The sequence below is a fragment of the Paenibacillus sp. FSL R5-0527 genome, from assembly GCF_038008055.1.
GTDB lineage: Bacteria > Bacillota > Bacilli > Paenibacillales > Paenibacillaceae > Fontibacillus > Fontibacillus macerans.
The window spans coordinates 7217916-7244237 of sequence record NZ_JBBOYI010000001.1; the positions used below are offsets into that span (position 1 = coordinate 7217916).

Below are 26322 nucleotides of genomic sequence, written 5' to 3' on the forward strand. Positions count from 1 at the left end.
TTTATTTTTTCGCGCGGATTGCATACAAAACGGTTTCCATATAGTTGTCCGTATGATGACCAATATAAAATTTGTAATGCTTGTCCTTGTATTTATTATAAAAAAACAACGGAATATCTATTAAATCTTCTTTTTTGTGATATAGACATACTTGTATCTTCGGAGCAAAATTTTGTATGGTTTTATCCGCTCCTTGTAATGCAGATAATTCAAACCCTTCAATATCCAATTTAATAAGGTTAACATCTTGTAGCGCATATTCTTTTACATAACGATCAATTGCCATAATATTAACCTTTTCATTTCCCTGTTCAACGATTATATTAGACGGATTAATTTCACCTTCGATTGAATTCATATACAACTCAGTATTTTCGATTCCTAAACCTGATTGAACGGTCGTTACATTTTGTATACCTTTATTCTCTATCCATTCTTTCATCTTCTTAAAATTATCCTTTGATGGTTCAAAGGAATGAATATGACAATCAGCATCTAATAATTTATTAAATTGTTGCGCAGTGTCACCGATATAGCCACCACCGTCTATAATGACATCTCTCTTCTCAGGTCTAACAATCGGATGCTCGTATTGCTTGAAATCCGATATCTTCAAACAATGAATATTTCCTGAAACGCGATACGCAATTAAATGTAAAAAGAGCTCCTTTGATGAATGGTCCTCCAACATATGAAAAACTGCATCAAATTTATCTTGCTCTCTCGTAAAAAAACGTTCAAACTGTTCTCTTACCGCTGAATATTTATAACAATATTTAGAAATAACAACAGGATCTGCTTCAATAAAATTTGATACATTAGCATGTAATAGTTGTTGTCTTATTTCATTGTGCCATGTACTGCAAATAATGATAAGGAGATCATCCTTCTTCATCCCTAAAATATGGTCTAATGAAACTACTTCTATGCCACAAATATAATTGTGATGTTTTTTTTCATCATTATCAATAAAGAATTCGATTTTTTTGTTAGCTTTCAAGAGGTTTTGTGCCATATCCTGTCCAAAACTTCCAGCGCCAAATATTGCTACCCTATCGCTTTGTAAAATGGTTTGATTCATATAAAATGTGTTGTCTACCGGCATACTTCGGATTAATTGCTGTACACTGCTATAAAAATCCATAGCCAGCCTCTTTTCGTTTGAATAATATATTTCAAGAATATCTTAACAAGCTTTTTCTTAACTCTCGTTTGGTAAAACGAAATATGGGAGTTTCTGTATCTAGTTGTTCTAAATTATAGGCAGCATCCAGATAACCTGGATAATATTGAAGCGCAAGCTTGAACGATTCTCTAGCTTTCTCTAGCTCGTTGTTTTCCGCATACAGAACGCCGATATTATTGAGAGCAGCGCCATGAGTATTATTCCATTTGATAATTGCTAAGTACAGGTCTTTCGCGACTTCATACTTTCCAACCTGCAGCGCAACAAGTGCTTTCACAAATAGATAAGAGCCATATTTATCATCTGAAGCTTCTATTTGTACTGTCTCCAGTAATTGCTCGGCTTCCGGCCATTTTTCAAATCGAATTAAGAAATTCACATAATCTAAATGATTATGATCAATTGTATATCTTCTTTCATAAATCGTTTCTTTAATAACTCCAAGCCCGAATTTATCTAACAGCCTTTTTTCACCATGTCTCGTCGATTCGATATTCGCCGTCGTATTACTAGAGTGTCTACGGATGAAAGATAGCGGCTCGCACACATGACCAATATTGTTGCCATTCAGTAGTAGTCTTAACCAGAAGTCAACATCTTCCACGTACTTAATGGATGTGTCAAAACCATTCATCTCATCCAGGATAGCCTTCTTAACCAAGCTCCCGGACGGGGAAATAATCGGGTTACGCAGCAGCATTTGGACGAACCCCTCCTGTCCATGAAGATCGTAACCGCTAAATATTCCCGATATGGCTTCTCCTCTCTCATCCACTTGAAGGGCCTGACTATACACTGCACAATAACGCGCTGGATTCTCCTGCAAAAACCGGGTATAGGTCTCGATCAGGGTAGGTGCACATTCGTCATCTGCATCCAGGAAAAGAATCCAGTCACCCTGCGCATTGTTTAGGCCTGTATTTCTTGCGGCCGATGCTCCTTGGTTGGCTTGCTGCAGGAGTACAATGTGCTCATAGGTTCTTTGTAGGGCTTTTACTATCTTTACTGTATCATCGGAACTACCATCGTCAATGATAATGATCTCGTGCAGCGTTTGGGATTGAAGGATTAAACTGGATATCGATTTTTCTATATACTCTTCAGCGTTATAAGCAGGTATAACTGCGGATATCTTCATCATAGATCTCCTTATTCACCTAAAATATGGATCAATAAAATGCATTCCTTCAACCCATCCCGCTTCCGTAAGTGTTGCCTTAATCGCGTTATAGGCATGATACGGAGAAATAAGCACTTTACTTGGGGACGCATTTACGATGTTATGTGGAGCGTATACTTGCTTACCTAGCACAAACTGCCCTTGCTTCTTCGCTTCACTATCTATAAAACCACTCATCAATGGCTGATGCGGCATCAAGGCATGACACACGCTTTGCCCAGCCTCTCCTGCTCCCCAAATCCAAAAATGGTCATCGCCAATAAAATGTTTACACTTTTCTATATCGATTTGATTATAAAAATAGGTATTTTCCAAGAAACTTTCTGTTGTGTACTGAATGGTTGGCATACCATATTTTTGAGCACAGCTATTAAAAAAGTTATAGAGTTGCTCTGTATATACTTTATGAACATCTGGATCCGCCATCTTCCCCCAAGTATTCTTGCCATGCCTCCTGTAGTAAGCCAAAGGCTCAAGCGAGGTATGAATGGTTGAGGTCAAAGCCGCTATAATCATTAATCTGGTATCCACACATAGATGGATCAATTCATCCTCAGGCAAAGGCATAACTCTGTCAAAGAAACTTTTTCGGAACGCCAAACCACTTGTCATGGAGAATAAATGAAACAGAGATTCAGATGAATAAATATATTCTTTATAATTCTGAACATTCTTAAACACCGGAATGATTGCGTTGTTCGATTGCCCCTGGGAATTTACTTCCTCCAACGCATGCTGAATGACTTCCAGCTTAGGATTGCTCTCAAAAATATTAATAATATGTTCAACCTTGTTACTTTTAAACCAGTCGTCACTATCCAGAAGGAATATGTACTCCCCTTTGGAATGCAGGTATGCCTGATAGACAGCATTCATTTGATTTAAATTATTGGATTTTCCGTGGTTCGCCTTGGAGATCACCTTGATATCTGAATACTGTGATAATTTCTCTAGGGAATGATCTGTTGATCCATCATCATATACGATAATTTCAATATCCTTGTAGGTTTGATTAAGAACCGAATCAACACATTGGACAATAAAATCCTCATAATTGTAGTTGTTGATTAACACAGAGACCAGCATTGCGTTCCTCCTCAAAGCCGGGATACAATGAATCATAATTCCATCAACCTGTATCCAAGCACATAGGGATTTTATAACTTAAAGCTCACCACTGCCTAAATAGTGAGGATATGTTGAATATCTTCCTCCAGGCGGACAATATCATCATCGACCGTTACCCTTCCAATCTGTACTTCAATTAACTCCGTATCCTCCTGGGCTTGTAAACAATGTCTGGTACCGCTCGGAATCTCAATCACGGCCCCTGCCGTTACCATTTGAGCTATGCCGTCTATGACCAGAGTGGCTCTTCCAGCCGTAATAGTCCATACCTCAGTTCTCATATTATGATAATGATAGCTGAAATGATAGCCTGCCTTGATACAGAGACGTTTAGTCAACACTTCATTGTTCTCTGACTTGGAATAATCCAATATTCTATACCAGCCCCAGCGCCGTTCTTCGTACATGGGTCTTGAGAACAAGCCTTCATGCAGCATATCCTTCATACGGGAACTTGACGGCTTATCTGTGACCAATATGCCATCCGGGCTCACAGCAATAACCGCATTAGATATCCCTAAGACTTTTACAGGCAGTTCGAGCTCATTGACAATATGGGTATTATGGCAATCATCACTGAGACCGCCGTTGCCTATCACATTTTGAGACATCTCTTCCGTCAATGTATTCCAGGTCCCAAGATCCTTCCAATAACCCTCATAGGTAAGAGCTACAATAGAATCTAAAGTCTCCAGCAGTTCGTAGTCAAAGCTCTTTTTCGGCAACATCGTGAACCTGTCCAATAAATCCTCATAGCTGACAGGCATCTTCAGATTCTCAAGATGATCCATAATTAATTGCAGTTGAAATACAAAAACACCACTATTCCAATACGATCCATTTGCGATTAACTGCTCCGCCTCTTCTTCTGTAGGCTTTTCTTTAAAGCGCCCCACCCTCATATAGTTCTGAACTTCTCTAGGAATCAAATAACCATACTTTGAAGAAGGATAAGTGGGTTTAATTCCGATTAGACCTATCTGAGCATCGGTTGTTCGAACAAGCTGCTCCAAGTCCTTTAGCATCCTATAAAATTCTGTGCCCACATAAGTGTCTACGGACACAACGCCGACGATTTCATCTTTTGCAATCTCGACATGGGAATACAAATATGAACAGGCTAACGCCACTGCAGGAAATGTGTCCCTACGCTCTGGCTCAATAATCATCGGAATGTTGCCCAACTGATTAGCAATCATATCCACCTGCAGCTTATTGGTAGCAATAATAATATCATCCGCGGATACAATCTTTAATAGCTGGCAATAGACACGCTCCAGCATCGATTCCATCTCATGGGTTTCCTGATTATGAAGCACCTTTAAGAACTGTTTTGCTCGTGAATCATTAGATAGCGGCCATAGACGGGTACCTGATCCGCCCGATAACAATATAATTTTCATAATATTCCCCTAGGATTTACGAGATAAGCTCTTGCCAAGTGTATAATTGAGCGTTTGTGAATCGTTCACTTAATATGCCTTTTACTTCACTCATTACAGAATGTCTTTCAACAGATACTATAATTGTCATCTCGGCAGTTGCATCCAGCTCCTGGGGCGAAATAATTGGAATATTATGCATCATATTTCCTTGCATTCTCTGATCATTATCCAAAAAATATTCCACCTCAATGCCTTGCTTCTGAAGATCAAGATATAAAAATGTTGCGAGCTTTCTCGTACCGAATATGATAACTTTATCAAGATTCTTGGCCAGCAGCTTTGAGGCAGCGCCAGCATTGCCCAACAGTATGTTTTGCAGCCATAATTGATAATGGTTACTGCTTTGGACCAAATCTACATTATCTAAATAATCAGAAGCCTGTTTAGGAATACATTGGAAATGCTCCAAGTGAATAATTGCATTTTCGTTATACATTCTGCTTTCGTGATGAACATGGGTGCTTACACCGCCAAGCCTGAAGGTTGCTATTTCCAGTGGTACATACGCAAAATGAGCCTCGTATTTTTTGATACATTTAATAGTAAAATCGACATCCGCTAAAATTTTATATCTTACATCAAAGCCTCCGAACTCTTCAAAAAGCTTCTTATGTGTAAAGACTGATTGATGAGGGCACATTTTACCGTTTTTCATATCATCAACTGTAATCGGTTGTCCGTCGATATGCCAAATCCCCAATGCATCATTCATCACTCTCACGTTGCCGTGAAGCATGAGCACATCAGGATTCGATACTAAGTAATTGGCCACCTCTGCAACAACTTGTCCGGATGAGAAAAAATCATCCGCATTCATAAAGTTAATAAAATCCCCGGTGGCCAATTGTACGCCCTTATTAAAGGCATCATATATCCCATGATCAGGTTCAGATACAATGGTATTTATACGATCCTTATATTTATGAATAATATCCAAAGTATGATCTGTGGATGCACCATCCACGATAATATACTCCAAATTAGAATAGCTTTGGTTTAGTACACTTTGAATGGTCTGCTCGATCGTATCGGCAGCATTATAACAGACTGTAACAACAGAAATTTTAGGTTTATTCATCGTTGTTCACCACATGCTCGAGGTACCATTGATAGGTATCCCGAACCCCTTCCTCTAATTCAATGGAATAACGCCAACCTAATTGTTCCAGCTTTGTCACATCAGTTATTTTTCTTGGCGTACCATCCGGTTTGGTTGAGTCATAAACCAGTGTTCCCTCGAAGCCAATATTACTACACAACTGTTCTGCAAGCTCTCGAATAGAGATTTCTTTACCAGTGCCAATGTTTACGAAGGTGCCTATTTCCTCTGCCGAGTGATTTTCCATGAGATAGACGCAGGCATCTGCCAAATCATCTACATGCAGGAATTCACGAAAAGGTGTACCGCTGCCCCAGATGGTGACCGTTTCACTTCCGTTTGTTTTGGCCTCATGTATTTTCCGCATTAATGCCGGCAACACGTGCGAGTTCTGCAAATCAAAATTGTCATTGGGACCATATAGATTCGTAGGCATGACGCTCATAAAGTTCGTACCGTATTGTTTATTGTAAGCATTGCACATTTTTATGCCAGCAATCTTCGCTATGGCGTATGGCTCGTTGGTTGGCTCCAATTCATCCGTAAGCAGGTATTCTTCCTTAAGCGGCTGAGGAGCCAATTTAGGATAAATACAAGTGCTTCCTAAAAAAAGCAGCTTCTTAACACCATAGTTCCTAGCTGCTTCAATAATATTAGATTGAATCATAAGATTATCGTATAGGAACTGTGCCGGATAAGTGGAATTAGCCAGAATACCGCCTACTTTTGCAGCTGCTAGATATACGTACTCCGGCTGTTCTTCTTCGAAAAATCGCTTAACTGACGACTGATCACGTAAGTCCAGCTCTTGACTAGTTCTCCCTAGTATGTTGTTGTAGCCTTTCGCCTTCAGTTTTCGCACAATGGCAGAACCTACTAATCCACGATGACCAGCAACATAAATTTTAGAATTTGCTTGCATTTCGATCACCTTTTCAAGCTAATTGTGTTTGCCTTTGCTCGCTGTTTTTCTAAGATCCTCTTGAACCATCATAGCTACCAACTCGTTAAAGCTAGTTTTAGGACTCCAACCAAGAATATTCTTTGCTTTCGCCGGATTGCCGAGTAGTAGATCTACTTCAGTAGGACGGAAAAATTGCGGGTCTACAGCCACAATTACCTTTCCGGTTGTCGGATCGATCCCTTGTTCATGTACCCCTTCCCCATGCCATTCGATATCAATCCCTGCCTCCTTAAAGGCTAACTCAACAAATTGACGCACTGTTCTTGTCTCGCCGGTTGCGATCACAAAATCTTGCGGAATATCCTGTTGCAGCATCAGCCACATCGCCTCAACATAATCTCCCGCATACCCCCAGTCACGTTTGGCGTCCAGATTCCCCAAGAATAGACAATCCTGATATCCATACTTAATATTAGCTACCGCCATTGTAATTTTGCGGGTGACAAAGGTCTCACCACGCATTGGAGATTCGTGATTAAACAATATGCCGTTGCAAGCAAACATATTGTACGCCTCACGGTAGTTAACCGTAATCCAGTAGGCGTACATTTTAGCAGCTGCATATGGGCTGCGTGGATAGAAGGGTGTAGATTCAGATTGGGGTGTTTCTTGGACTTTCCCATACAACTCGCTTGTAGATGCCTGATATATCTTTGTCGTCTGTTCCAGCCCTAGAATACGTATCGCCTCAAGCAAACGCAGAGTACCAATTCCGTCTGCATTTGCCGTATACTCCGGCGTATCAAAAGAGACCTTGACATGACTCATTGCAGCCAGATTATACACTTCATCCGGTCTTATTTCTGCCATTAATCGGATAACGTTAGATGAGTCTGTCATGTCTCCATAATGAAGCTTTACTCTGGGATGTTCTAAATATTGTTCTATTCGATCATATCGTTCAATCGAAGCACGTCTAATTAACCCATGCACTTCGTATCCTTTATCTAACAATAAATTTATAAGATAAGCTCCATCCTGCCCTGTTACTCCAGTGATAAGTGCTGTTTTCATAATTCCACCATTCAATCCCCATATATTCTTAAAATTTTATTGCATGGAATATTGGCCTTTATTAGTTCTCCGTATATATCCCTTTCATAACTAGCTGATGAAATTAATATATAACAGTTTTCTTGCATCAAATTTTGATTGTAAGAGATAATGGGGTAACCTTCCATAACCCCACCGTCATTCTTTTTGGATATAATTCCTTTTAGGTTGTAATTTGAAAAATCTACATTTTTCAACAATCTTTCTGTATGTCCACCATCAGCATAAATATATATAACGTCACTTCTTTGGACGGATTGAAGTACATATTTTTCAATATAGTGCGCAATCGGTATAGAAAACAAATCTTCCTCTACTTGTTCTGTTATATTTAAATCGGTCGTATTAAAAGATATTTGTGAAGAAATAATCTTATAAAAATAACCGGAAGAAACCGACCTGTAAAAAGCATTTTGATCTTTGTCCAAAAGTAACACTGAAGAAATTTTCCCCTGCCCATGATTAGTAACTATATTTTCATTTAGTCTACAGGATTGGAGAATTCGGGAATCGAAATAACTATAATTTATTACTTCTCCCTCAATATCACTACTTATATTTCTACTTTTTTTTCGAATATCATCAAAAGCATTAAATAGGGCCGTTCCTAATTCAAGTCTATTCGCTTCATGATTTATTTGGTTATCAGATGATGAATCTTTTTGCATAGCTAAAGCCTTGTTCATAGCTTTTTCTAAGTCGCTAACTGAATTGCTATTAAAAAAGATAACTTTAGAATTGATAATCTCTCTGTTCACTTTAATATCTGATAAAATCACTGTCTTATTTAGTGATAATGCATCGTATGTCGAACCTCCACCAGGTCCGCCCTCAAACAGTGTGGGTTGAATTACGGCAATGCATTGATTCAGCAATTGAATCTGATCTTTTTTGGAAATTAACCCCAACAATATTATTTTATTATTTAGTTTGTTTTCATTGATATATTCCAATAGCTCATTAGTATATGTTAGATCCCTATAGTCAGTTAAATCTCCAGTACATATTAACCGAATGTTAGACAGATGCTTATTATTCTCGTAGAACAATTTCATTGCTTTAAATGCAAGTATATGATTCTTATGCTTCCAAAATTGATTGGAAATCATAAAGTATTCAGTTCCTATCAAATGTTCAAACTCTTTATCAATATCATTATTTAAATACTCTTCATATCCATTTTTCAGAAAAGGTACAAAAGGCAAGGAATATACGTTTTTGATGTTATGCGTCAAAAATTTGAAAATGTCATGCTTCGTATCCAGAGAATTTACAATTATTCCATCAGAGTCCTTTAGCATCTGGGAATAAAATGCATCGCGATAAACTATTTCTTGTTTACTAAAATTGGAAGGTAAATATTTATGTTGAAAGTCTGGAAGGTATCCAACCCAAGGAACAGGCATAAATTTACCTAAATGTGTTTGGAATGAAAAAATCACATCTATCCTCTTATCTTTTACGATTTGATATACTCTATCTTTACTTACCCCATCTACTTCAGTAAATTCTATCTTAAACTGATCAATAAACTGATTTAATATACTTTTATCATTTCTTGTACCAATAATACTCAATTCCAGTTTTACTTTTATGTCACTTTGGACCAATCCTGAAAGTAAATAAAAGACAAAATCCTTTCCACCGTTCCAAGAAAACATAGTATTAGGTATCAAACAGATTTTTAATTTTTCCATACTTATCTCGTCCTATAGAATTCTTTTATTATATTACATATATGTGTTATTTTTTCTTGACTAAGTAAAGGAGAACTAGGCAAGTTAATCCCACTTTTGCTTAATTTAATAGCATTAGGGTAATTATAGGATGACCCTTCATTTTTATACATATCCATTAGATGTATCGGATGAAAGAAAGGACGCGTCTCTATTCCAAATTGATACAAATGACTTCTTAATAAGTCTCGATAATCCCCTTGTTCTAATACTACTGAAACCATCCAATGTGAATTTATGACCTTTTTATCATCTACGAAGTCCATAGGTAATTCCTCAAGTTCCTGCTTATACTGATCTGCTATCTCCCTTTTTCTCACGAGGATAGATTCTATTCTCTCCAACTGTGCGAGTCCAATTGCCGCACAAATGTTGGTCATTCTGTAATTATAACCAACCACCTCATGCCAATACTCTATATTCTTGGAAACTCCCTGCCCCTTGAACAATTCTACGCGCTCTTTTAAAATAAGATCATTAGTGCAAACCATTCCTCCTTCTCCAGTCGTGATGGTTTTATTACCAAAAAAACTAAATGTAGAGACATCACCGAATGTTCCTACATGCTTATTATTAAAATACGTTCCTATTGCTTCTGCGCAATCTTCTACTAAAAATATATTATGCTCGTTACATATATTTCTTAGTTCCTCCAGATCACACGCATTTCCATATAAATGTACTGCTATTACTGCTTTTGTTCTTCTATTAATATTCTTTTTTACTTGTTCTAAATCTAACTGCCAATTTTTTATATCGCTATCTACAAAAACAGGCGTGGCCCCAACGTATCTAATACAATTCACCGAGGATATATAGGTCAATGTTGGAACAATGACCTCATCCCCTTTACCTATTCCTAATGCCAGCATAGCTAAATGCAGCGCCGTAGTGCCATTGGAGGTACTTACAGCATATTGGGTTCCCACATAGCTCGAAAAATGATCCTCAAATCTGTGAACATATTTTCCTTTTGAAGATATCCAATTTGATTCCAAGCAATCCATTACATATTTTTTCTCATTTCCATCTAATGCAGGCTCATAAACTGGAATTTTGATCATTATTCTCTTTCTCCAATCTAGTTGACTTGTTGAATGATTTTACTTGGCAGGTATTCCTTTTACTATTGCATGAGGAGCAATATTATTAATGACAACTGCTCCCGCCCCAACAATTGAGTTAGGACCAACATGTAATTTTTCGTGTACGCCTTTCCCTTGAATCACTGTTGCTCCAATCCCTATAAATGCCTCTTCATGGAGATGCACATTGCCAGCTATGTTTGCACCTGGTGAAATGGTTACAAAGTCTTCAATGATACAATCATGGGCAATCGTTGCATTAGAATTAAACAACCCGAAATCACCCATTTTTATATTATTTGAGAACCTAACGCCTGCACCAACTATATTCCCTTTATGTCTTTGCAACTCATTTAATTGCATCCTTCCAAACGTCGCACTAGGATGTATAATATTTATGAATTTAAGGTTATTAAATTTTCTATATATTTTTTTTCTGATAGCTCCGTCCCCTACTCCAATTACAAACGAGTATTTTTCATAATACTCATTAATGTTGGACTCACTTACAATCTCAATTCCTGTAATCGGATCTTTACCTTCTTTGATATCTATAAACAAAAGATTCTTGAACCCTATTTCCAGGCAAATATCAGCAACTTCACGTGCTTGACTAGAAGAACCAAAAATCCCTATGCCGTTGTTCACTCGCACTAGTCCCCTCCTTAGGTAGACGCTGCTCTAGTTATTCCCCTAAGCACAATGCTACAAATCTTTCCAGCTTATAATTTCCAGGTCATATCCCTTAAATTTGTTTTTTAGTTCATTTATGATACTCACATCATGTCCTCCCTCTATTGAAATCAAAATTGTCGAAGGAGTACTGAGATCAAGGTCATCTATGGATTTAATCGGAGTACCTTCCACCAGGATGTTGGGAGAAGGATTATAACTTGTTAGAAAACTACTTATTTTGATTTCCTTTATTTCTAATATTTTTTTTAACAGTATTCCGTATTCACCATATCCAAATATATATACATTTCTCTGAAAAAAATTATAATTTTCATAGTCATTCTTAAGGATCAATTTGTTTACTGTTTTCAACTTATTTTGATCTGTTATTGCCTGCTGCTTTAATGCATTGATTTTATATATCATTTCACAGGTAAAGAAATCATACATTCTATTCCGCTCTATAACATCTGGATGCTCTAAAGGAAAATTAATGGGATATGTTGGTAAACTGGCTTCCAAATTATCATACATTGTTGTATGTGTAGCACTTTCGTCAAAACCAATATTACTGATTAAATTAACAGAAGGTATTATACCGAAAGCATTGCGAGACCATGAACTAAATAAAAACGGATACGCCCAACTATCTATCTTCCCTTCGTATGTTTGGTCAAATATATTCGTCCAGTATTTTCTAAAAAATGGATCATAACATATTTTTTCAAAATCATCTGACTGTCTATAAGAAGGCCAATCAAGCATACGCATATCTCTTAGTTTCCAGGCTCTTCTCCATGTCGCCCAACCTGAACTATGAAAAAACAAAGAAAAGTAGTAACTAAACTCAGGCTTGTAGTATTCATTTTTTTGTTGAAAATTATTTCCTGATATGCCGGTTATTTTGTCATTATGTTTATATCTATCTAGTAATTCTTCACAAAATTCAAAAAAATCCTCGCTCGGAACACAATCATCTTCTAGAATTATGGCATCTTCCACTTGCTTAAATACTTCATCAAGTCCTGATGAAATGCGTCTCCGACAACCTAAGTTCTCTTCAGCATAGAAATACTTCACATCACAATCCCAATCAACCTGGATCACGGCTCGCGTTTCTTCACACAATTGAACGTCGCGTTCTTTATCTGGTCTAGGACCATCCGCAATAACAAACAACTGTTTTGGTGAATACTTACGGATTTTTTCGAAAACAATGGCAGCTTTATCAGGACGATTAAATATTATGAATGCTACTGGCTTTGTCAAATTGAATCCCCCAATTTAAAGCTTATTAACTCATTACTATTAGAAGGAAATGCCACATCCTTAGCTAAAATGCTAGCAGTTTTATCAGTGAAGGAGGGGATATATTATCATCGTAGTTGTTCCCCCTAAACTATTTTTAATAGCAATGCAAAGGTGCTCCCGTTCCTCATTACTTCTTCTCTATAAACAATAATCAGCCCTTATCCAAAATTTTATATATTGGAATAGTTAGCTCTTTTATGAAGCAAGTTTCTTCCATCGAAAATGACATCATATTGCAAGACTGATTTTAATTGTATCCAGTCTACATCAACAAACTCATTCCATTCTGTCACTAGTAGAACAGCAGCAGCTTCACTAACGGCCTCTTCCAACGAGGCAGCATACTTCAAGCTAATCCCATTTAATACATCCGTATATTTGACAACAGGATCATAAACAAAAATGTCAGCCTTTTGTTCTGCTAATGCTTTAATGATGTCGATGGATGGTGCCTCTCTCATGTCATCAGTATCAGGCTTAAATGCTAAGCCCAGAACAGCTATCTTCTTACCTCTAACATTCCCATCAAAATGTTTTAACACCTTATTAATAAAAAATGTGCGCTGATCATGATTTGCCTTAATGGCAGATTCTACAATACTCAGAGATACATTATTTTCTCTACCTAGCTGCACGAGTGATATAGTGTCCTTAGGAAAACATGAACCACCGTACCCTAGCCCCGCATTTAGAAACTGGCGGCCAATCCGTTTGTCCATGCCCATTCCATCCGCGACTGCATTAATGTCCGCCCCTAATTTATCGCAAAGATTTGAAATTTGATTGATATAGCTTATTTTCACAGCCAAAAAAGCATTGGAGGCGTATTTAATCATTTCTGCGCTGCGACGATCGGTACGTAAAATAGGTATTTCAATGTTGCTATATAACGCTTCAACGGTGTCGCCTGCTGCTTTACTTTCTGCCCCAATAATAATCCTATCTCCATAAAAGGAATCATGAATGGCATGACCCTCACGTAAAAATTCCGGATTTGATACCACATCAACATGAATATCGTTCTGTTTATTTTCACGAATGAAATTCTCTACCCAGTCATTTATCCCTACTGGTACTGTGCTCTTCATAACGACAATTACATCGTGATCCACATTCTTCGCTATACTCATTACGGCCTGCTCAACATAGCTCAAGTTGGCTGCCCCATTTTCTCCTTGAGGCGTACCTACTGCAATAACAATCACTTCAGCATCTTGAAATGCTTCTGCAGGGCTTGTTGTGAAAAACAAACGTTGGCTTACAATATTCCTTTGTAATAATTTATCAAGGCCTGGCTCATAAATTGGAGATGTGCCTGTTTGTAATTTAATTATTTTCTCCTCATCTACATCTACGCACACTACCGTATGACCAACCTCAGAAAGTATAGTACCCGTAACCAACCCTACATATCCTGTGCCGATAACTGCCACTTTCATATGGTAACCTGCTTTCACGCTGGATTTAAACTGTAAGCGTTCTATGAATTTGCTTTATTAATCAATTGGTCAAAATATAAAATAGTAGGTTGAAGTCCTTCATCAAGAGTTACTTTTGGATACCAATTAAGCACTCTTTTAGCTTCTTCTATGACAGGCTTGCGCTGCTTAGGATCATCCTCAGGCAATAACTCATACTTTAATTCCGTATTGTTCTTGGTCCATTTCATGACTTTTTCGGCAAGCTCCAACATGGTGAACTCATCCGGGTTTCCCAGATTAATGGGGCCTGTTACTTCCTCCGGAGTCTCCATCATTCGCAGGAAGCCTTCGATTAAATCATCCACGTAGCAGAATGATCGAGTCTGCTGTCCATCACCATACACTGTCAGCGGTTTGTTATGCAGCGACTGTACAATAAAGTTACTTACAACACGGCCATCTTTTGCATCCATTCTTGGACCATACGTATTGAAGATACGTACCACTTTAATTCGAACATCGTACATTCGTGCATAATCAAAAAACAAAGTTTCTGCCCCACGCTTGCCCTCATCGTAGCAACTGCGAATTCCTATAGGATTCACATGTCCCCAATATTGCTCAGGCTGAGGATGTACCAAGGGGTCTCCGTATACCTCGGAAGTCGAAGCTTGCATTATTTTCGCACCACATTTGCGGGCAATTTCAAGCAGCTGTAGAGAGCCAAGTATATTTGTTTTAAAAGTATGTATTGGATTGGCTTGGTAATGAATCGGACTAGCAGGACAGGCCAGATTATAAATCTCATCAAATTCACCCAGTTCAGGAAGCGGCTCAGTAATATCATGCTGAATAAAAGTAATGGCATCCATCACATGATCAATATTCCTAAGTGAACCTGTCTGCAAATTATCTACACAAACAATTTCATGCCCTTGCTTTAGCAATCGATCTATTAGGTGTGATCCCAAAAAACCAGCGCCACCCGTCACTAATATCTTTTTCATGACTGCCCTCCGAATTTTCTCTTATGCCAATTCCAAGCTATTTCAATAATTTCATTCAAATGATAACGTGCTTCCTCAATCAAATTATACTTTTCTTACCGTTATATAATATATCGGCAGTTTACTCTACTGAATAGAGGATTTATTTATTGGAAATTGATTCCACCCTTTAACGAAAAAGAATCGCTATCAGTATAGAGCCACAATTCGCTCATCTCACCGAACACGATTCCTTTGTCCACCAACCATATACCTTGTCCGGTATTTATGGATTTTCGTTGCCCCACGCTAAACGGAGAATAGAATAACCTTTATACCCGTTCTATCAGGCCAAAGCCCCTGATCGTATTAGCAACTCTGTTACCTCGTCAAACTCCAACGTTGTTTGATCCTCTGAGCTATACTTCCCATCTTTAACAGGCTTTGAATTTGGATAATCTCCCTTTTTATAAAATTCATTTGGAATGACAAACATTTCCGTTAGTTCTTTGGCCCGTTTTCCTTCATCTTCCGTCATAAGTTCCTCATACATTTTTTCACCGGGGCGCAAACCAATTTCTTCAATCTCTATTTCCTCAGGAGTTATTCCTATTTTTTTGGACATTTCTAGAATTACAGCTTTTATTAGATCTTCCAATCTAACTACAGGCATTTTTAATACAAAAACCTCTCCACCTTGAGCATAATCTGCAGCTTTAAGGGTTAACTCAGTGGCTTCTTCCATAGTCATCATAAAACGAGTCATATTTTTGTGAGTAATTGTAATCTTACGCTGAGATTCGATCTGCTTTTTAAAAAGCGGTATAACAGATCCTCTTGACCCCATAACGTTTCCAAAACGCACAGCTGCAAATGTGGTATTAGCTGAACCTGCTTGGTATTGTGCAGAAGAAATTAGACGTTCGGCCATTAATTTAGATGCCCCATAAGTATTTGTGGGGGCAATGGCTTTGTCCGTACTCACAAAAATGACTTTTTTCACTCTAGCCTCCAATGCAGACTGTATTACATTTTGCGTGCCGATTATATTGGTTTGTACGGCTTCAAAAGGATTATATTCACATGCCGGGACATGCTTCATAGCAGCACAGTGAAAGACATAATCTATGTCCGCCATGGCCCGGGACAATCTTTGCGCATCTCTTACGTCACCTATTAAGAAACGCAACTGTTGAGCATACTGCTGCAGCTCCTGCGCCATTTCAAACTGTTTGAATTCATCTCTGCTGAATATGCGAATAACACCGGGTTTTTCCTGCAACAAACGTCTAACAAGACGTTGACCTATTGTCCCAGTCCCCCCTGTTATTAAAATTTTCTTGCCTTTATATAAACTCACGGCTTTTCCTCCTGCTGATGCAATCGATCCATGCGATGAAGGGCATGTTGGATATAATTAGTCATTTTGGGGTTGAAGGAAATTAGTTCATCTACTAATTTGCCTAAGTGCTCCATAATTAATGAGGCTTTTACGAATGGATTCGTTGCGTCAACGATCTTGGGAACAAATCTCATATAGTGGTTAATATGATGAGCCAGTCCAAAACTGTGAAAATATTTAAAGATGTCTTGGTCCGTTATTGATTGCCATAGCTTATTGACTTTCAGCAAATTTTTATTTAAATTATTTACGTTTTTGGTTTTTACGCTCCTAGCCATTGAAGTCAATTCTTGCTTTATCTTAGTCAAACTTTTATCCAGCATTTGGGCTTCGCTTAATATATGATTCATTTTCTTCGAAACTTTCTCACTTAAGTTTTCTTCCATTACTGGCATGGAATTTAAACCATACAAAGCAGGCACCGGATTTGCCGGCAATACCTTTATGATGCGCTCAAGGCTTTCCCACTCTGCGCCTTTTATTTTCGCTCCCTTGGCGGAAGTATTTATGAATTTAATTCCATCAAGCTGTAAAACTGAAATAATGTTTTCTATGTTCTTACGAGTAATCGTCATAACCGCATTGGTGGGATTCATGCCGCCTAATACGTTTTCCACATATTCCGTTGCACTGCTTAGAGCGTTGGCCAAACCTTGTTCCGTCACATGATTAGCACCAGCGCTATAATACTTTTGATCGGGGAAAGATAAATCCTGCCCGAGCAAAATGATATCCTTTGCGCCCATATAAGCCGCTAATTGTATGGCTGTTCCAGTGACTGACGCAGTTGGTCTAAATGAGGGGCCCATATCCTCCTCCAACAAGTATTGACTTATCGTATCGCCTTCAAAAGTGGCATGAAACATCCCCGACTGGTACATATCTTGGATTTGAAAATGACTATGATTGACAAAAATCAAGGGAGTCCGTCCACAATCTATATTATTAAAAACTTTTAGATTTGGGTCACCGCCATCCATTGTTACTATAAAATGCGGATTGATGTGATGGTGCTGCAAAACCTGAATACTGGAACCGGCTGCAATCAGAATACATTTTTGTTTCAATTGCTCAAGTAAATGAATATCTTCTTGCAATGATGGACCAGAGCCGATAACCGCAACCGCTCCTTTATTGCTAATTCCTTTAAGAGGAGCTATAGAAGGATTCACAATACAATGCGGGATATTATAAAGGATGTTCCGCACCCATTCCATTTGATATCTTTGATAGGTTTGAAAGTTTGACTGACTATTGAGAACTCCGTGTTTAATCACTTCTTCCAATTGATTAAACGTTTCTTTATATAGCCGTCTGTATATTGGCGCAGCGATCAGTGTAATTGTTCCGGCCAACTGTCCGCTGATATAATCTGCCAACTCTGAAAGAACTAGCTCATGTTCCCCCAAAGCCACCATCTTAACACGATCATTGTCTAACAATTCACTGACATCCTGGTGCTGTAACATGCTATGGAATACATTTATATCAGGCTCATATACAATGATTTGCTTGACCTCGGTCTCTTCCAATACAGCTTTCAAAAAATGGCCCATCCCCACTCCAAACAGCAATAAAGGCCCTTCATTATCCGATTTCCCAGCCATAGTTGCCTGAACCCATCTAGCAGCTTCCACTTCGGCATTATATTTACTATGGAAAAAATATTCTACGCCATCTTCGTGCCGCTTCAGGTTAAACTCATTGTTTTTCGTATAAACAACTTCATATTGTTCCCGATCGGGAACATTGTGATCAATAACCCGGACTAGCTCGGGATATTTGTCATGTAAAATCTGTTCGTTAGCTTCCAACAATTTCATGCTGACACCTTTTCTTTATATTGTGAATGATAGTTTTCAAGAGCAGGAATGATTTCGTATTCTAACACATCACTTACTCCTACAAAATCATCTTGTTGGATATTGGTATGCATAACGCTAATATATTGATTTACTGAAGTAATTTCAGCAAGATACTCCGGAAGATTCTCTGTTTCCTCCATATAAAGTTTAACATTTAAAGCAATTGCACTACTGATCCATTCCAGCCCCTGCACAAGTTGGGACAACAAACCTGCATTTTCCTGATTAAGTCCACCATATAACTGGTTAACGACACTTTTGGCCGCTGGAATGAATCGGCTGAGATATTGGTCTAACTCTTGTTCAGTAGACACTATACTTTCCAATCTCGATAAGCTATTAATATTAACGCACTGTATTTGATCCACATTAAGAAATAGATATTGTTCGTAACCGGTATAAAAAGTTTTACCATCAATATCAACGCAGTGGATAAGCTGGCCGGTTTGAAAAATCGAGCCAGTCGCCTCTTTCCACCATTTATCAAGCTGCTCGATCGATCCGTCAATGACTTGTTCCTGCTGCTGGTTAATCATTACCTTCAATTCACTCACGTCCTTATTCATATATACCTAATATATCGGAATAAACATAGTGGATTTGTATAGGTAAAATAAAGCAAAAAGACCCCCAGAAGGGGGTCCAAAAAAAGGTTCGATATTATCCGAGCAATTTAAGAACGGATTGTGGAGCAGAGTTCGCTTGTGCCAACATCGCTGTACCTGCTTGTACCAGGATTTGGTTCTTCGTGAACGACGTCATTTCGGTAGCCATATCAGCGTCACGAATACGTGATTCGGAAGCGGACAGGTTTTCTACCATTACGCCCAAGTTATTAACTGTGTGCTCCAGACGGTTTTGCACGGCACCAAAGGTAGCGCGTTGAGTGGAGACTGTGCTGATTGCCGATTTAATAGCATCGATAGCTTGATTCGCCTTTGTTGCATCAGCGCCCGAAACTGAAAGATCGCTCAATTTCATAGCAGCGCTACCAAGATCTGCAGGCGTCAAAGAAGCTAACTGAATAGAAATTTCAGTGTTAGCATCCGATCCAATCTGGAAGTCCACCTTATTGTTATTATTCAGCAAGTTAATACCATTGAAGTTAACTGTTTTAGCAATGTTACTGATTTCACCAACAAGCTCTTTAACTTCCAATTGGATTTTTTCGCGGTCCGTGCTGTCGTAAGTTCCGTTTGCTGCTTGGTTAGCCAGCGTGTTCAGACGTTGCAGCATCGAGTGAACTTCGGTCAAAGCACCTTCAGCCGTTTGAATCAGGGAGATACCGTCTTGAGCGTTGCGTTGCGCTTGCGTCAAACCATTGATTTGGAAGCGCATTTTTTCGGAGATCGCAAGACCAGCAGCGTCGTCCGCAGCACGGTTAATCCGATAACCGGAAGACAATTTTTCCATTGTCTTGCCCATTTGCGTGTTGTTGAAGTTCAGGTTGCGGTTAGCGTTCAATGCGCCAACGTTCGTGTTGATAAACATTCCCATTCTAATCATCCTCCGTGATTGGTTTATATTGGCTACATCCTTGTGGCCTAATCAATATATCGGCATCGTTAAAATATAACTTTATACCTATCCAAAGAATTTTCCTTATTTTTTTTCGTCAAAATAAATAGAATGATATCCTCTTCGATTCATGCCGTAATAAGCGTTCATCAGCACCTTTTGGTCCTTTACTGTCCGCAAATCACCGCCCGTTTCATGGATCGAATCGCTGAGCCGGGCTTCAATCATCTGCAGGTAGGCCTGGATGTTCTTCATCGTCTCTGCTAAAGCCGCATCCTGAATTTCTTTTAAAGTTGGAAATTCCAAAGCCATACGATCAATCCGTCCTCTGATCTCCTCCCACTTTTCCGCCGACTGCAGATAAATATCCGTCATGCGTTCCAGCGACTCCTCAGGCGATATTAACTCCAACTGATGTTTCGTACACTCAAGCAATTGGCCGTAAAGCTCCCGATATTCCGCCATGATTGAAGTGTCGTGATTATCCAAGGCTGACTTCCTTTCCGATTTGCTCCCAAGCAGACTGCAGCTCTTTGAGATGACGGATAACCTCTTCTACGTAGTCGGCGTTTTTCTTGATGTTAGCCTGCACTAATCTATCAATTAAATATACATAAATATTTTTTAAATTACGGGCCAATTCGCCGCCTTCCGGCTCATTCAAGGAAGTCATCAATTCATAGATAATGTCTTGGACCTTCTGTATGTACTTGTTGGTATCTTCCAAGCTTCCGCTTTGAATGGCTTTATGGGCCCGTTCGGCAAATTGCACGGCTCCATTATACAGCATTAATGTGAGGCGGTGAGGCGAAGCCGTCTCATATTTATTTTTTTGATAGCTTTGGTAAGCATTGGGCATAGCCATGGATTGTTCATCTCCTAAAAGGAACTATAAAAACGATCAACTACTGGACGACATTAACGAACTTAGCTGACCGGCCATCCAGGATTGTTGTTTTTGCAGCTTCGACAACGCTACTTCCATTTGGTCAAATTGTTTCTTAAGCCTCTCCTCTTTTAGCGTTAATCTTGCCTCCATATTTTCCATTTGTTCATCAATAAAATCGATGTCTTGTTCGAGCCCTTTCTTTTTCAAATCCATCAGACCGTTGGCCTTAGTATAGTTATATAACCGGTCCTTAGCCAGAGTCCCTAGCCCCGACTCGCCATTAAACAATTCTTCTACAGCGTTCGGATTATCTGTCAATTTCTTCTTAAACACTTCTTTGTCAAAGGAAATCTCACCGGTCATTTCCGAAGCAGATTTTTTCCCTTTATCGATTTCCAGGCCAATATCGCTCAAAAGTCTAAGGTTATCCGCACTTCCAGAAACACTGCTGATGATATCGGACAATTCTGTGCTTAGCTGTCTTAGCAGAGAGTCGCTTTGGAGATTCGTTTTAAAATCTTTATAAGAGCCGTCCGCATTCTTTTCGTTCTCAATCTTTTTGGTGTTTTCGCGAATAAGTTTAACAACATCATTGTACGCATCGACAAAAGTCTGAACTTTTTCGGCAATCTTATCCACATCCTGTTTGACCTCTACATTGACTTTGGTGTCTTCGGCCAACAGCTGCAGGGTTACCCCGGGAATCGCATCCTTTACCGTGTTGCTGGAACTGGTAATTTCTATACCGTTAACTTTTAAAATGGCCGGTTGCGCCGTTACTTTATTTTCTAGAGTAAACGAGCCGGTACCGCTCATGTCGATTGTCTTCCCGTCTTTGGCCGTGACGACCAAGCTCTTATATCCATCGGATGTTTGAACGACGGAAGCCTGAACATCGCCGAACTGCTTATTGATTTGCCCTGCGATGGTCGAAAGCGCATCACTATAACTTTTATTGGTTAAGTCCAGATCATCGCTCAGGACAAGACTCTTTCCCCCAATCGAAATCGACTTGGCTGCAGCCAGATCATCAGCGCTAAACTTAATGTCTTTGCCGTCCGCATCCTTAACCTGAATCGAGGTTGTTGCATTCATCTGCTGCTTGGCTAATTTCGTAACTTCTACGGTATAATTGCCGTTGACCGAAGCTCCTCCGCCCGTAGCCGTCAATTTGGTCGTGTCGGAACTGACTGCGCTGCTGACTTGAAAAGAACCGAGGTCCGTGAAAGCCGAAGCTGCGTCCCGCAGGTTTTTCAATTTCAAATTAATGCTATTAAAAATACTTTTGTTGTTTGTAATTGTACTTTTTTTAGTTTCCAGCTTCTTATAAGGAACTCTTTCAATATCCATTAAGCCATTTATGATATTCTGGGTATTCATACCCGATGCCAAACCCGATAAAGCTACTCCCATGATCTACACCTCTTCCTCTCGTTTTAAATTTTTTCATCAAAAAACATGCCGATTAATTCCTTCATCTTGACCGAAAGATCGATGAGAAATTCCGGCGGCAGGCTGCTTAAGACTTCTTGCGTCTTCGCATCCAGCACCTCTACGTACAATTGCTCTGCATCCTCGTTGTACTTGAATTTGAGTTCCTTGCCCGAGGCCGCGATCGACTCGTTAAGCTTCTTGATTTGCTCCTCTAACTTCGCCTGTTCATCCTTGGTCAGCGCATGAACTCTTTGCTCTTCAATTTTGCTGCTGTTTTGAGCAAGAGATGGGGTCGTCTTTGACAAGCCGTAATCCCCGGACCTTAACTCTTGAACATTTGCATCCAACCGATTCAGGTTCATAACCCAACCCACCTACCTTCAAAATGATTTACATTTTAAATTTTTTTAGCAGGTCCAGGATTTGTTCTTGCTGCAATAGACTGGTTTGCTCCTTTGCCGCCAAATTTTCGGCAACGATTCCTTGGTACAACTCTTGGCGTAAAATAGATACATCCTTAGGGGCCACGAAGCCCAGCTTGATTTGATCGCCTTCGATCCCCAAAATCTGCACTTGGATTTCGTCTCCGATCATAACCGCTTCTCCGATTTTCCTTCTCAGGACCAGCATCTACACGCCTCCTTTTTGTATAAGAAGGGGATGCCGGATCGGAAACTCCTGATCCTTGATAATATACTGGCATCCTTTATGCGAATTCGGAGCAAGAAGGACCGGAGCCATCAGATTTACAAACAGTTCGCTCGACTGGACATTGACGATAAGCATCACGCCCACATCATCCGGTGATGAAAGTTCCAGCGAGTCCACGATTTCTTCCGGAATGCGAAAGCTGTAATTTTCAACCACCTGATGAGAAGGTAGTAAAATAAAACTGACTTCATCCTCTAAAGAATGCAATACATAGAAAGGAGTGTCCTGCATAGGAAGCAACGCATACTGCTTGATTTCAGGAATGCCCAAAATTCCAGGTTCGAAGGAGTAAATCTGCTCTTCCTTAACTTCAAGCACCCCGTATGTCTCACTATGAATCTGCATCATTTTGGAAGTGCTCCTCTCGGATCAACTTGAATTTCTGGGGGATAAATCCGGAAGTCGATAATCACTCCCTGCTTTGGAAGAGCTTCGATCGTCACTTCCTTTTGTCCCTTTCGCATGTATCTTTCGTGGGCAATGTGACCGAACACGTTTTTTTCGCCCGAGGAAATATTGGCCACCCGGTCACCTTCCTGAGCCTTGGAAGCAATATCCCTTAATATCGCCGCCTGAGCTTGTCCGTCTAATTCCCTCGCAAGTGAACGTGGACGTTTCAGATCCAAATCATCATAAACGCCTGTCCAATCGGTTTCCAATTCGGGAGGAGTTAGGCGAACGTTAATTTCCGCCGGTCTATACTTCCCCCAGTCATTTGGCAGGATGGCGCTAATCATCGCAGGAAGTCAACCAGCGACGTCTGCATAATTCTCGCTCCCGTGGACAAAGCTGCTTGAAGTACATTTTCTTTCATCTTCAAATCCACGATTGCTTCCGGATAATTTACGTCGGCGACGTTTGATCGTTGTTCCTTTATATTTACCTGTTCATCCTGAATCCGGTTGATCATTAGATCAAACCGGTTCATTCGCGCACCTATCTCCGACCAACTGACATTAATGCGGTCGGAAACAACGTCGATATTATCGATGGCCGCCTGAATTCCGGCCTCATTATTGGTATCGAGCGCATTCGCCAGATCGTCCAGAACCTTAAAGACATTATTTGTTCCGGCTTCTCCGAATACAACTTCGCCGGTAATGCTTACCGGCACCTTTACGGACGGGCTTACGTTAAGATAAAACAATCCCGGATCCGTTTCTGCGTTAGCCGCTCCATCTACGGTATAGGGAGCCTGATCCGTTTTCTGCCCGTTAAACAGGTATCTACCGTTAAAGGTGCTATTACCGATAGTAACCATTTGTTCCTTTAACTGTTTGATTTCCGATGAGATCGTTTGTCTTTGCTGTAAATCCAAAGTCCCGTTGGCCCCTTGAAGCGCCAAGGTACGCGCACGCTTCAGCACATCCGATGCCTGCTGCAGCAAAGAATCCATCGTCTTCAAAATCTCCGTGCCTGTCTGCGCATTCGTCAAAAACTCCTGGCTCCGCGCCAAGTCGGTATCGTATCGCATTTGATAACCGGTTCCGATCGGATCGTCGCTCGGTTTGCTGATTTTTTGCCCGGTTGCCAGCTGCTGTTGGCCGGTCATCATCGCCGTGTTGATATTTCTCACGTTTTTTAACAGCTGCAAGTTCTGCATCATACCTGTTACACGCATTCCATAAACCTCCCTATAAATCCAAAGCTAAGCTATCTATGTTATAAACCTACCCGGCCCATTTGGTTGATGACCCGGTCGAGCATTTCGTCCACCGTGGTCATATTGCGCGCTGCGGCATTGTAGGCTTGTTGGAATCGAATCATGTCAGCCAATTCTTCGTCCATCGAGACGCCGCTGACAGATTGGCGTTGGATTTGCAGATTGTCCGTCATCGTTTGTTGATTCTCGTAGTTCCTTTCCGTATTGCTGGCGCGGATCCCCAAGTCGGCGGTCAATGCCCGGAAGTAGTCGTCCGTTGTCCCCTGCGACAAAGAAGTAAGCGCGTTAGGGAAAGTAAAGAGACCGTCCCGCAAGCTGGCAATGGCATTCGCAATGTCGCTGTTCCCGCGGATAACTTTGTTTACTCCATCTTTTACCTCATACTGTGAGGAAGCGGCAATTTTATTGGTATCGGCAAGAATTGCCGGATTCACTTGAATATTGTCAATCGAAAACGCCCCGCCGTTGGATACGAAAAAGGGAATTCCCGAAGAAGTAGGCTCGGTAAGCGTGTAACCCAGTTGATGAAGTCCGTTAAAGCCTTTCACCATGATATCCATGGAAGAAGTGATCTTGGAGCCCGCAGGTATCGTGGTGCCGGCAACAACCGTCCCCATGCCTTCCACCGTTACATCGTTCAAAGCGACAATATCACTGGAAGCGATGTAACCATTGCTTAAAGTGACTTTAATATCCCCTGTCACAAGCGTGCTGACCAAACCGTTCAACTGGTTGCGGATCGTATCGGTTTCCTGCAGCGATTGAACGTATCCATACAGTTGACCAGCCGTTGCCGTGGTGGCGTTAGCCGCAGTCAAAGGGGTCACCGCTTCTCCGTCCAAAACATTGACGCCTGCGGACGTAATGCTGACCATACCGTTTTCATCCTCGGTAAACTGAACGTCAACGATCGTCGACAACTTATCGAGCAGCAAATCCCGCTGGTCGCGGTAGTCGTTGGCATTGTCGCCAAAGCTTTCGTTATCGCGGATCAGCACATTCAATCTCGCGATATTTTCCACGATATTGTTGGCTTCCTGGACCTTCTTGTCTATGTTGGAATTCACATCGGTCGATAAATTGGTCAGCGATTCGCTGATATGCTTCAGCGTATCCACCAGGTTGCTGGCGGCCCCGGCCACGGCTACACGCGCGCTAAGGAGGGAGGGATCGCGGTTCAAGGTCTCCCAGGAATTCCAGAAATCGTCCATCACCGCGCTAAGTCCGCTGCCCGAAGGCTCGTTCAGAATATTCTGAATGGACGTCATCGTCGAATTCAGTACTTCCCAGGAGCCAAGCAGTTGGTTCTCCCGGCGGTATTGGACATCCAGAAAGCTGTCCCTTACCCGAGTAATACTGGTGTACTCAACCCCGGTGCCCAATTGCCCGGGCTGCTGGCTCTTCGTCATCCCCATAGCCCAAATCGGGTCGGCTTCGGTAAGATTCACGCGTTGCCTGGAATAACCTTCAGTATTGGCATTAGCTATGTTGTGCCCTAACGTTTGCATCGAAGTGGTATTTACGAAAAGGGCTCGCTTGCTGGTCTCTATTCCATGAAAAGTGGAGGTCAT

26 protein-coding genes are annotated in these 26322 nt (G+C 40.4%); all 26 read right to left on the bottom strand.

What is annotated here, in order from left to right; all coding sequences use genetic code 11:
* Position 1: 1 nt before the first annotated feature.
* Positions 2-1144: an FkbM family methyltransferase gene (locus NYE69_RS32565; RefSeq protein WP_124333325.1), complete on the bottom strand. Its 1143-nt coding sequence runs from the start codon at positions 1142-1144 to the stop codon at positions 2-4.
* Between the two features lie 31 nt (positions 1145-1175).
* Complete coding sequence (locus tag NYE69_RS32570; protein WP_170180039.1) at positions 1176-2324, bottom strand: glycosyltransferase; 1149 nt, start codon at positions 2322-2324, stop codon at positions 1176-1178.
* 15 nt (positions 2325-2339) lie between these two features.
* Positions 2340-3452, bottom strand: coding sequence for a glycosyltransferase (locus NYE69_RS32575; RefSeq protein WP_170180038.1), 1113 nt, complete (start codon positions 3450-3452; stop codon positions 2340-2342).
* A gap of 95 nt (positions 3453-3547) precedes the next feature.
* On the bottom strand, positions 3548-4897 hold the full coding sequence (locus tag NYE69_RS32580) for a sugar phosphate nucleotidyltransferase (RefSeq protein ID WP_036619327.1): 1350 nt from the start codon (positions 4895-4897) through the stop codon (positions 3548-3550).
* 16 nt (positions 4898-4913) lie between these two features.
* Positions 4914-6017, bottom strand: a complete 1104-nt coding sequence (locus NYE69_RS32585) for a glycosyltransferase family 2 protein (protein WP_051985223.1) — start codon at positions 6015-6017, stop codon at positions 4914-4916.
* Positions 6010-6960: a GDP-L-fucose synthase gene (fcl, locus tag NYE69_RS32590; protein ID WP_036619326.1), complete on the bottom strand. Its 951-nt coding sequence runs from the start codon at positions 6958-6960 to the stop codon at positions 6010-6012. Before fcl ends, NYE69_RS32585 begins: the two co-directional genes overlap by 8 nt.
* A gap of 18 nt (positions 6961-6978) precedes the next feature.
* A complete protein-coding gene (gene gmd, locus NYE69_RS32595; protein WP_036619325.1) occupies positions 6979-8016 on the bottom strand; it encodes a GDP-mannose 4,6-dehydratase in 1038 nt (345 codons plus the stop codon).
* An 11-nt stretch (positions 8017-8027) separates the two neighbouring features.
* Positions 8028-9752 (bottom strand): glycosyltransferase, encoded by a 1725-nt coding sequence (locus tag NYE69_RS32600; protein WP_051985222.1) that lies wholly within the window; start codon positions 9750-9752, stop codon positions 8028-8030.
* A 2-nt stretch (positions 9753-9754) separates the two neighbouring features.
* Entirely contained in the window at positions 9755-10855 is a 1101-nt protein-coding gene (locus tag NYE69_RS32605) for a DegT/DnrJ/EryC1/StrS family aminotransferase (RefSeq protein ID WP_036619323.1), read from the bottom strand.
* Between the two features lie 39 nt (positions 10856-10894).
* Positions 10895-11524, bottom strand: coding sequence for a PglD-related sugar-binding protein (locus NYE69_RS32610; protein WP_036627432.1), 630 nt, complete (start codon positions 11522-11524; stop codon positions 10895-10897).
* A 57-nt stretch (positions 11525-11581) separates the two neighbouring features.
* Complete coding sequence (locus tag NYE69_RS32615) at positions 11582-12820, bottom strand: hypothetical protein (protein WP_051985220.1); 1239 nt, start codon at positions 12818-12820, stop codon at positions 11582-11584.
* A 212-nt stretch (positions 12821-13032) separates the two neighbouring features.
* Positions 13033-14301 (bottom strand): UDP-glucose dehydrogenase family protein, encoded by a 1269-nt coding sequence (locus NYE69_RS32620; protein WP_036619321.1) that lies wholly within the window; start codon positions 14299-14301, stop codon positions 13033-13035.
* A gap of 41 nt (positions 14302-14342) precedes the next feature.
* Positions 14343-15290, bottom strand: coding sequence for a UDP-glucuronic acid decarboxylase family protein (locus NYE69_RS32625; protein ID WP_036619319.1), 948 nt, complete (start codon positions 15288-15290; stop codon positions 14343-14345).
* A 325-nt stretch (positions 15291-15615) separates the two neighbouring features.
* Positions 15616-16629: a UDP-N-acetylglucosamine 4,6-dehydratase family protein gene (locus NYE69_RS32630; protein WP_036619317.1), complete on the bottom strand. Its 1014-nt coding sequence runs from the start codon at positions 16627-16629 to the stop codon at positions 15616-15618.
* Complete coding sequence (locus tag NYE69_RS32635; RefSeq protein WP_036619315.1) at positions 16626-18494, bottom strand: motility associated factor glycosyltransferase family protein; 1869 nt, start codon at positions 18492-18494, stop codon at positions 16626-16628. Before NYE69_RS32635 ends, NYE69_RS32630 begins: the two co-directional genes overlap by 4 nt.
* A complete protein-coding gene (locus NYE69_RS32640) occupies positions 18491-19081 on the bottom strand; it encodes a hypothetical protein (RefSeq protein ID WP_036619313.1) in 591 nt (196 codons plus the stop codon). Before NYE69_RS32640 ends, NYE69_RS32635 begins: the two co-directional genes overlap by 4 nt.
* Before the next feature lie 115 nt (positions 19082-19196).
* Positions 19197-20033: a flagellin N-terminal helical domain-containing protein gene (locus NYE69_RS32645; RefSeq protein ID WP_036619311.1), complete on the bottom strand. Its 837-nt coding sequence runs from the start codon at positions 20031-20033 to the stop codon at positions 19197-19199.
* A gap of 105 nt (positions 20034-20138) precedes the next feature.
* The gene (locus NYE69_RS32650; protein WP_036619309.1) at positions 20139-20543 is read right to left on the bottom strand and encodes a hypothetical protein; all 405 of its coding nucleotides are present in this window, start codon (positions 20541-20543) and stop codon (positions 20139-20141) included.
* A complete protein-coding gene (fliS, locus tag NYE69_RS32655; protein ID WP_036619307.1) occupies positions 20536-20919 on the bottom strand; it encodes a flagellar export chaperone FliS in 384 nt (127 codons plus the stop codon). The genes NYE69_RS32650 and fliS overlap by 8 nt, the downstream gene beginning before the upstream one ends.
* Before the next feature lie 36 nt (positions 20920-20955).
* A complete protein-coding gene (fliD, locus tag NYE69_RS32660; RefSeq protein WP_036619305.1) occupies positions 20956-22356 on the bottom strand; it encodes a flagellar filament capping protein FliD in 1401 nt (466 codons plus the stop codon).
* Between the two features lie 23 nt (positions 22357-22379).
* Positions 22380-22739 (bottom strand): flagellar protein FlaG, encoded by a 360-nt coding sequence (locus tag NYE69_RS32665; protein WP_036619304.1) that lies wholly within the window; start codon positions 22737-22739, stop codon positions 22380-22382.
* A gap of 28 nt (positions 22740-22767) precedes the next feature.
* Positions 22768-23007, bottom strand: a complete 240-nt coding sequence (csrA, locus tag NYE69_RS32670) for a carbon storage regulator CsrA (protein ID WP_036619302.1) — start codon at positions 23005-23007, stop codon at positions 22768-22770.
* Positions 23008-23436, bottom strand: coding sequence for a flagellar assembly protein FliW (fliW, locus tag NYE69_RS32675; protein ID WP_036619301.1), 429 nt, complete (start codon positions 23434-23436; stop codon positions 23008-23010).
* On the bottom strand, positions 23433-23825 hold the full coding sequence (locus tag NYE69_RS32680) for a DUF6470 family protein (protein ID WP_036619299.1): 393 nt from the start codon (positions 23823-23825) through the stop codon (positions 23433-23435). Before NYE69_RS32680 ends, fliW begins: the two co-directional genes overlap by 4 nt.
* Positions 23822-24709 carry a flagellar hook-associated protein FlgL gene (flgL, locus tag NYE69_RS32685; RefSeq protein ID WP_036619298.1) on the bottom strand — a complete coding sequence of 296 codons (888 nt, stop codon included), beginning with the start codon at positions 24707-24709 and terminating at the stop codon, positions 23822-23824. The genes NYE69_RS32680 and flgL overlap by 4 nt, the downstream gene beginning before the upstream one ends.
* Before the next feature lie 41 nt (positions 24710-24750).
* Positions 24751-26322, bottom strand: coding sequence for a flagellar hook-associated protein FlgK (flgK, locus tag NYE69_RS32690; RefSeq protein ID WP_036619296.1), 1572 nt, complete (start codon positions 26320-26322; stop codon positions 24751-24753).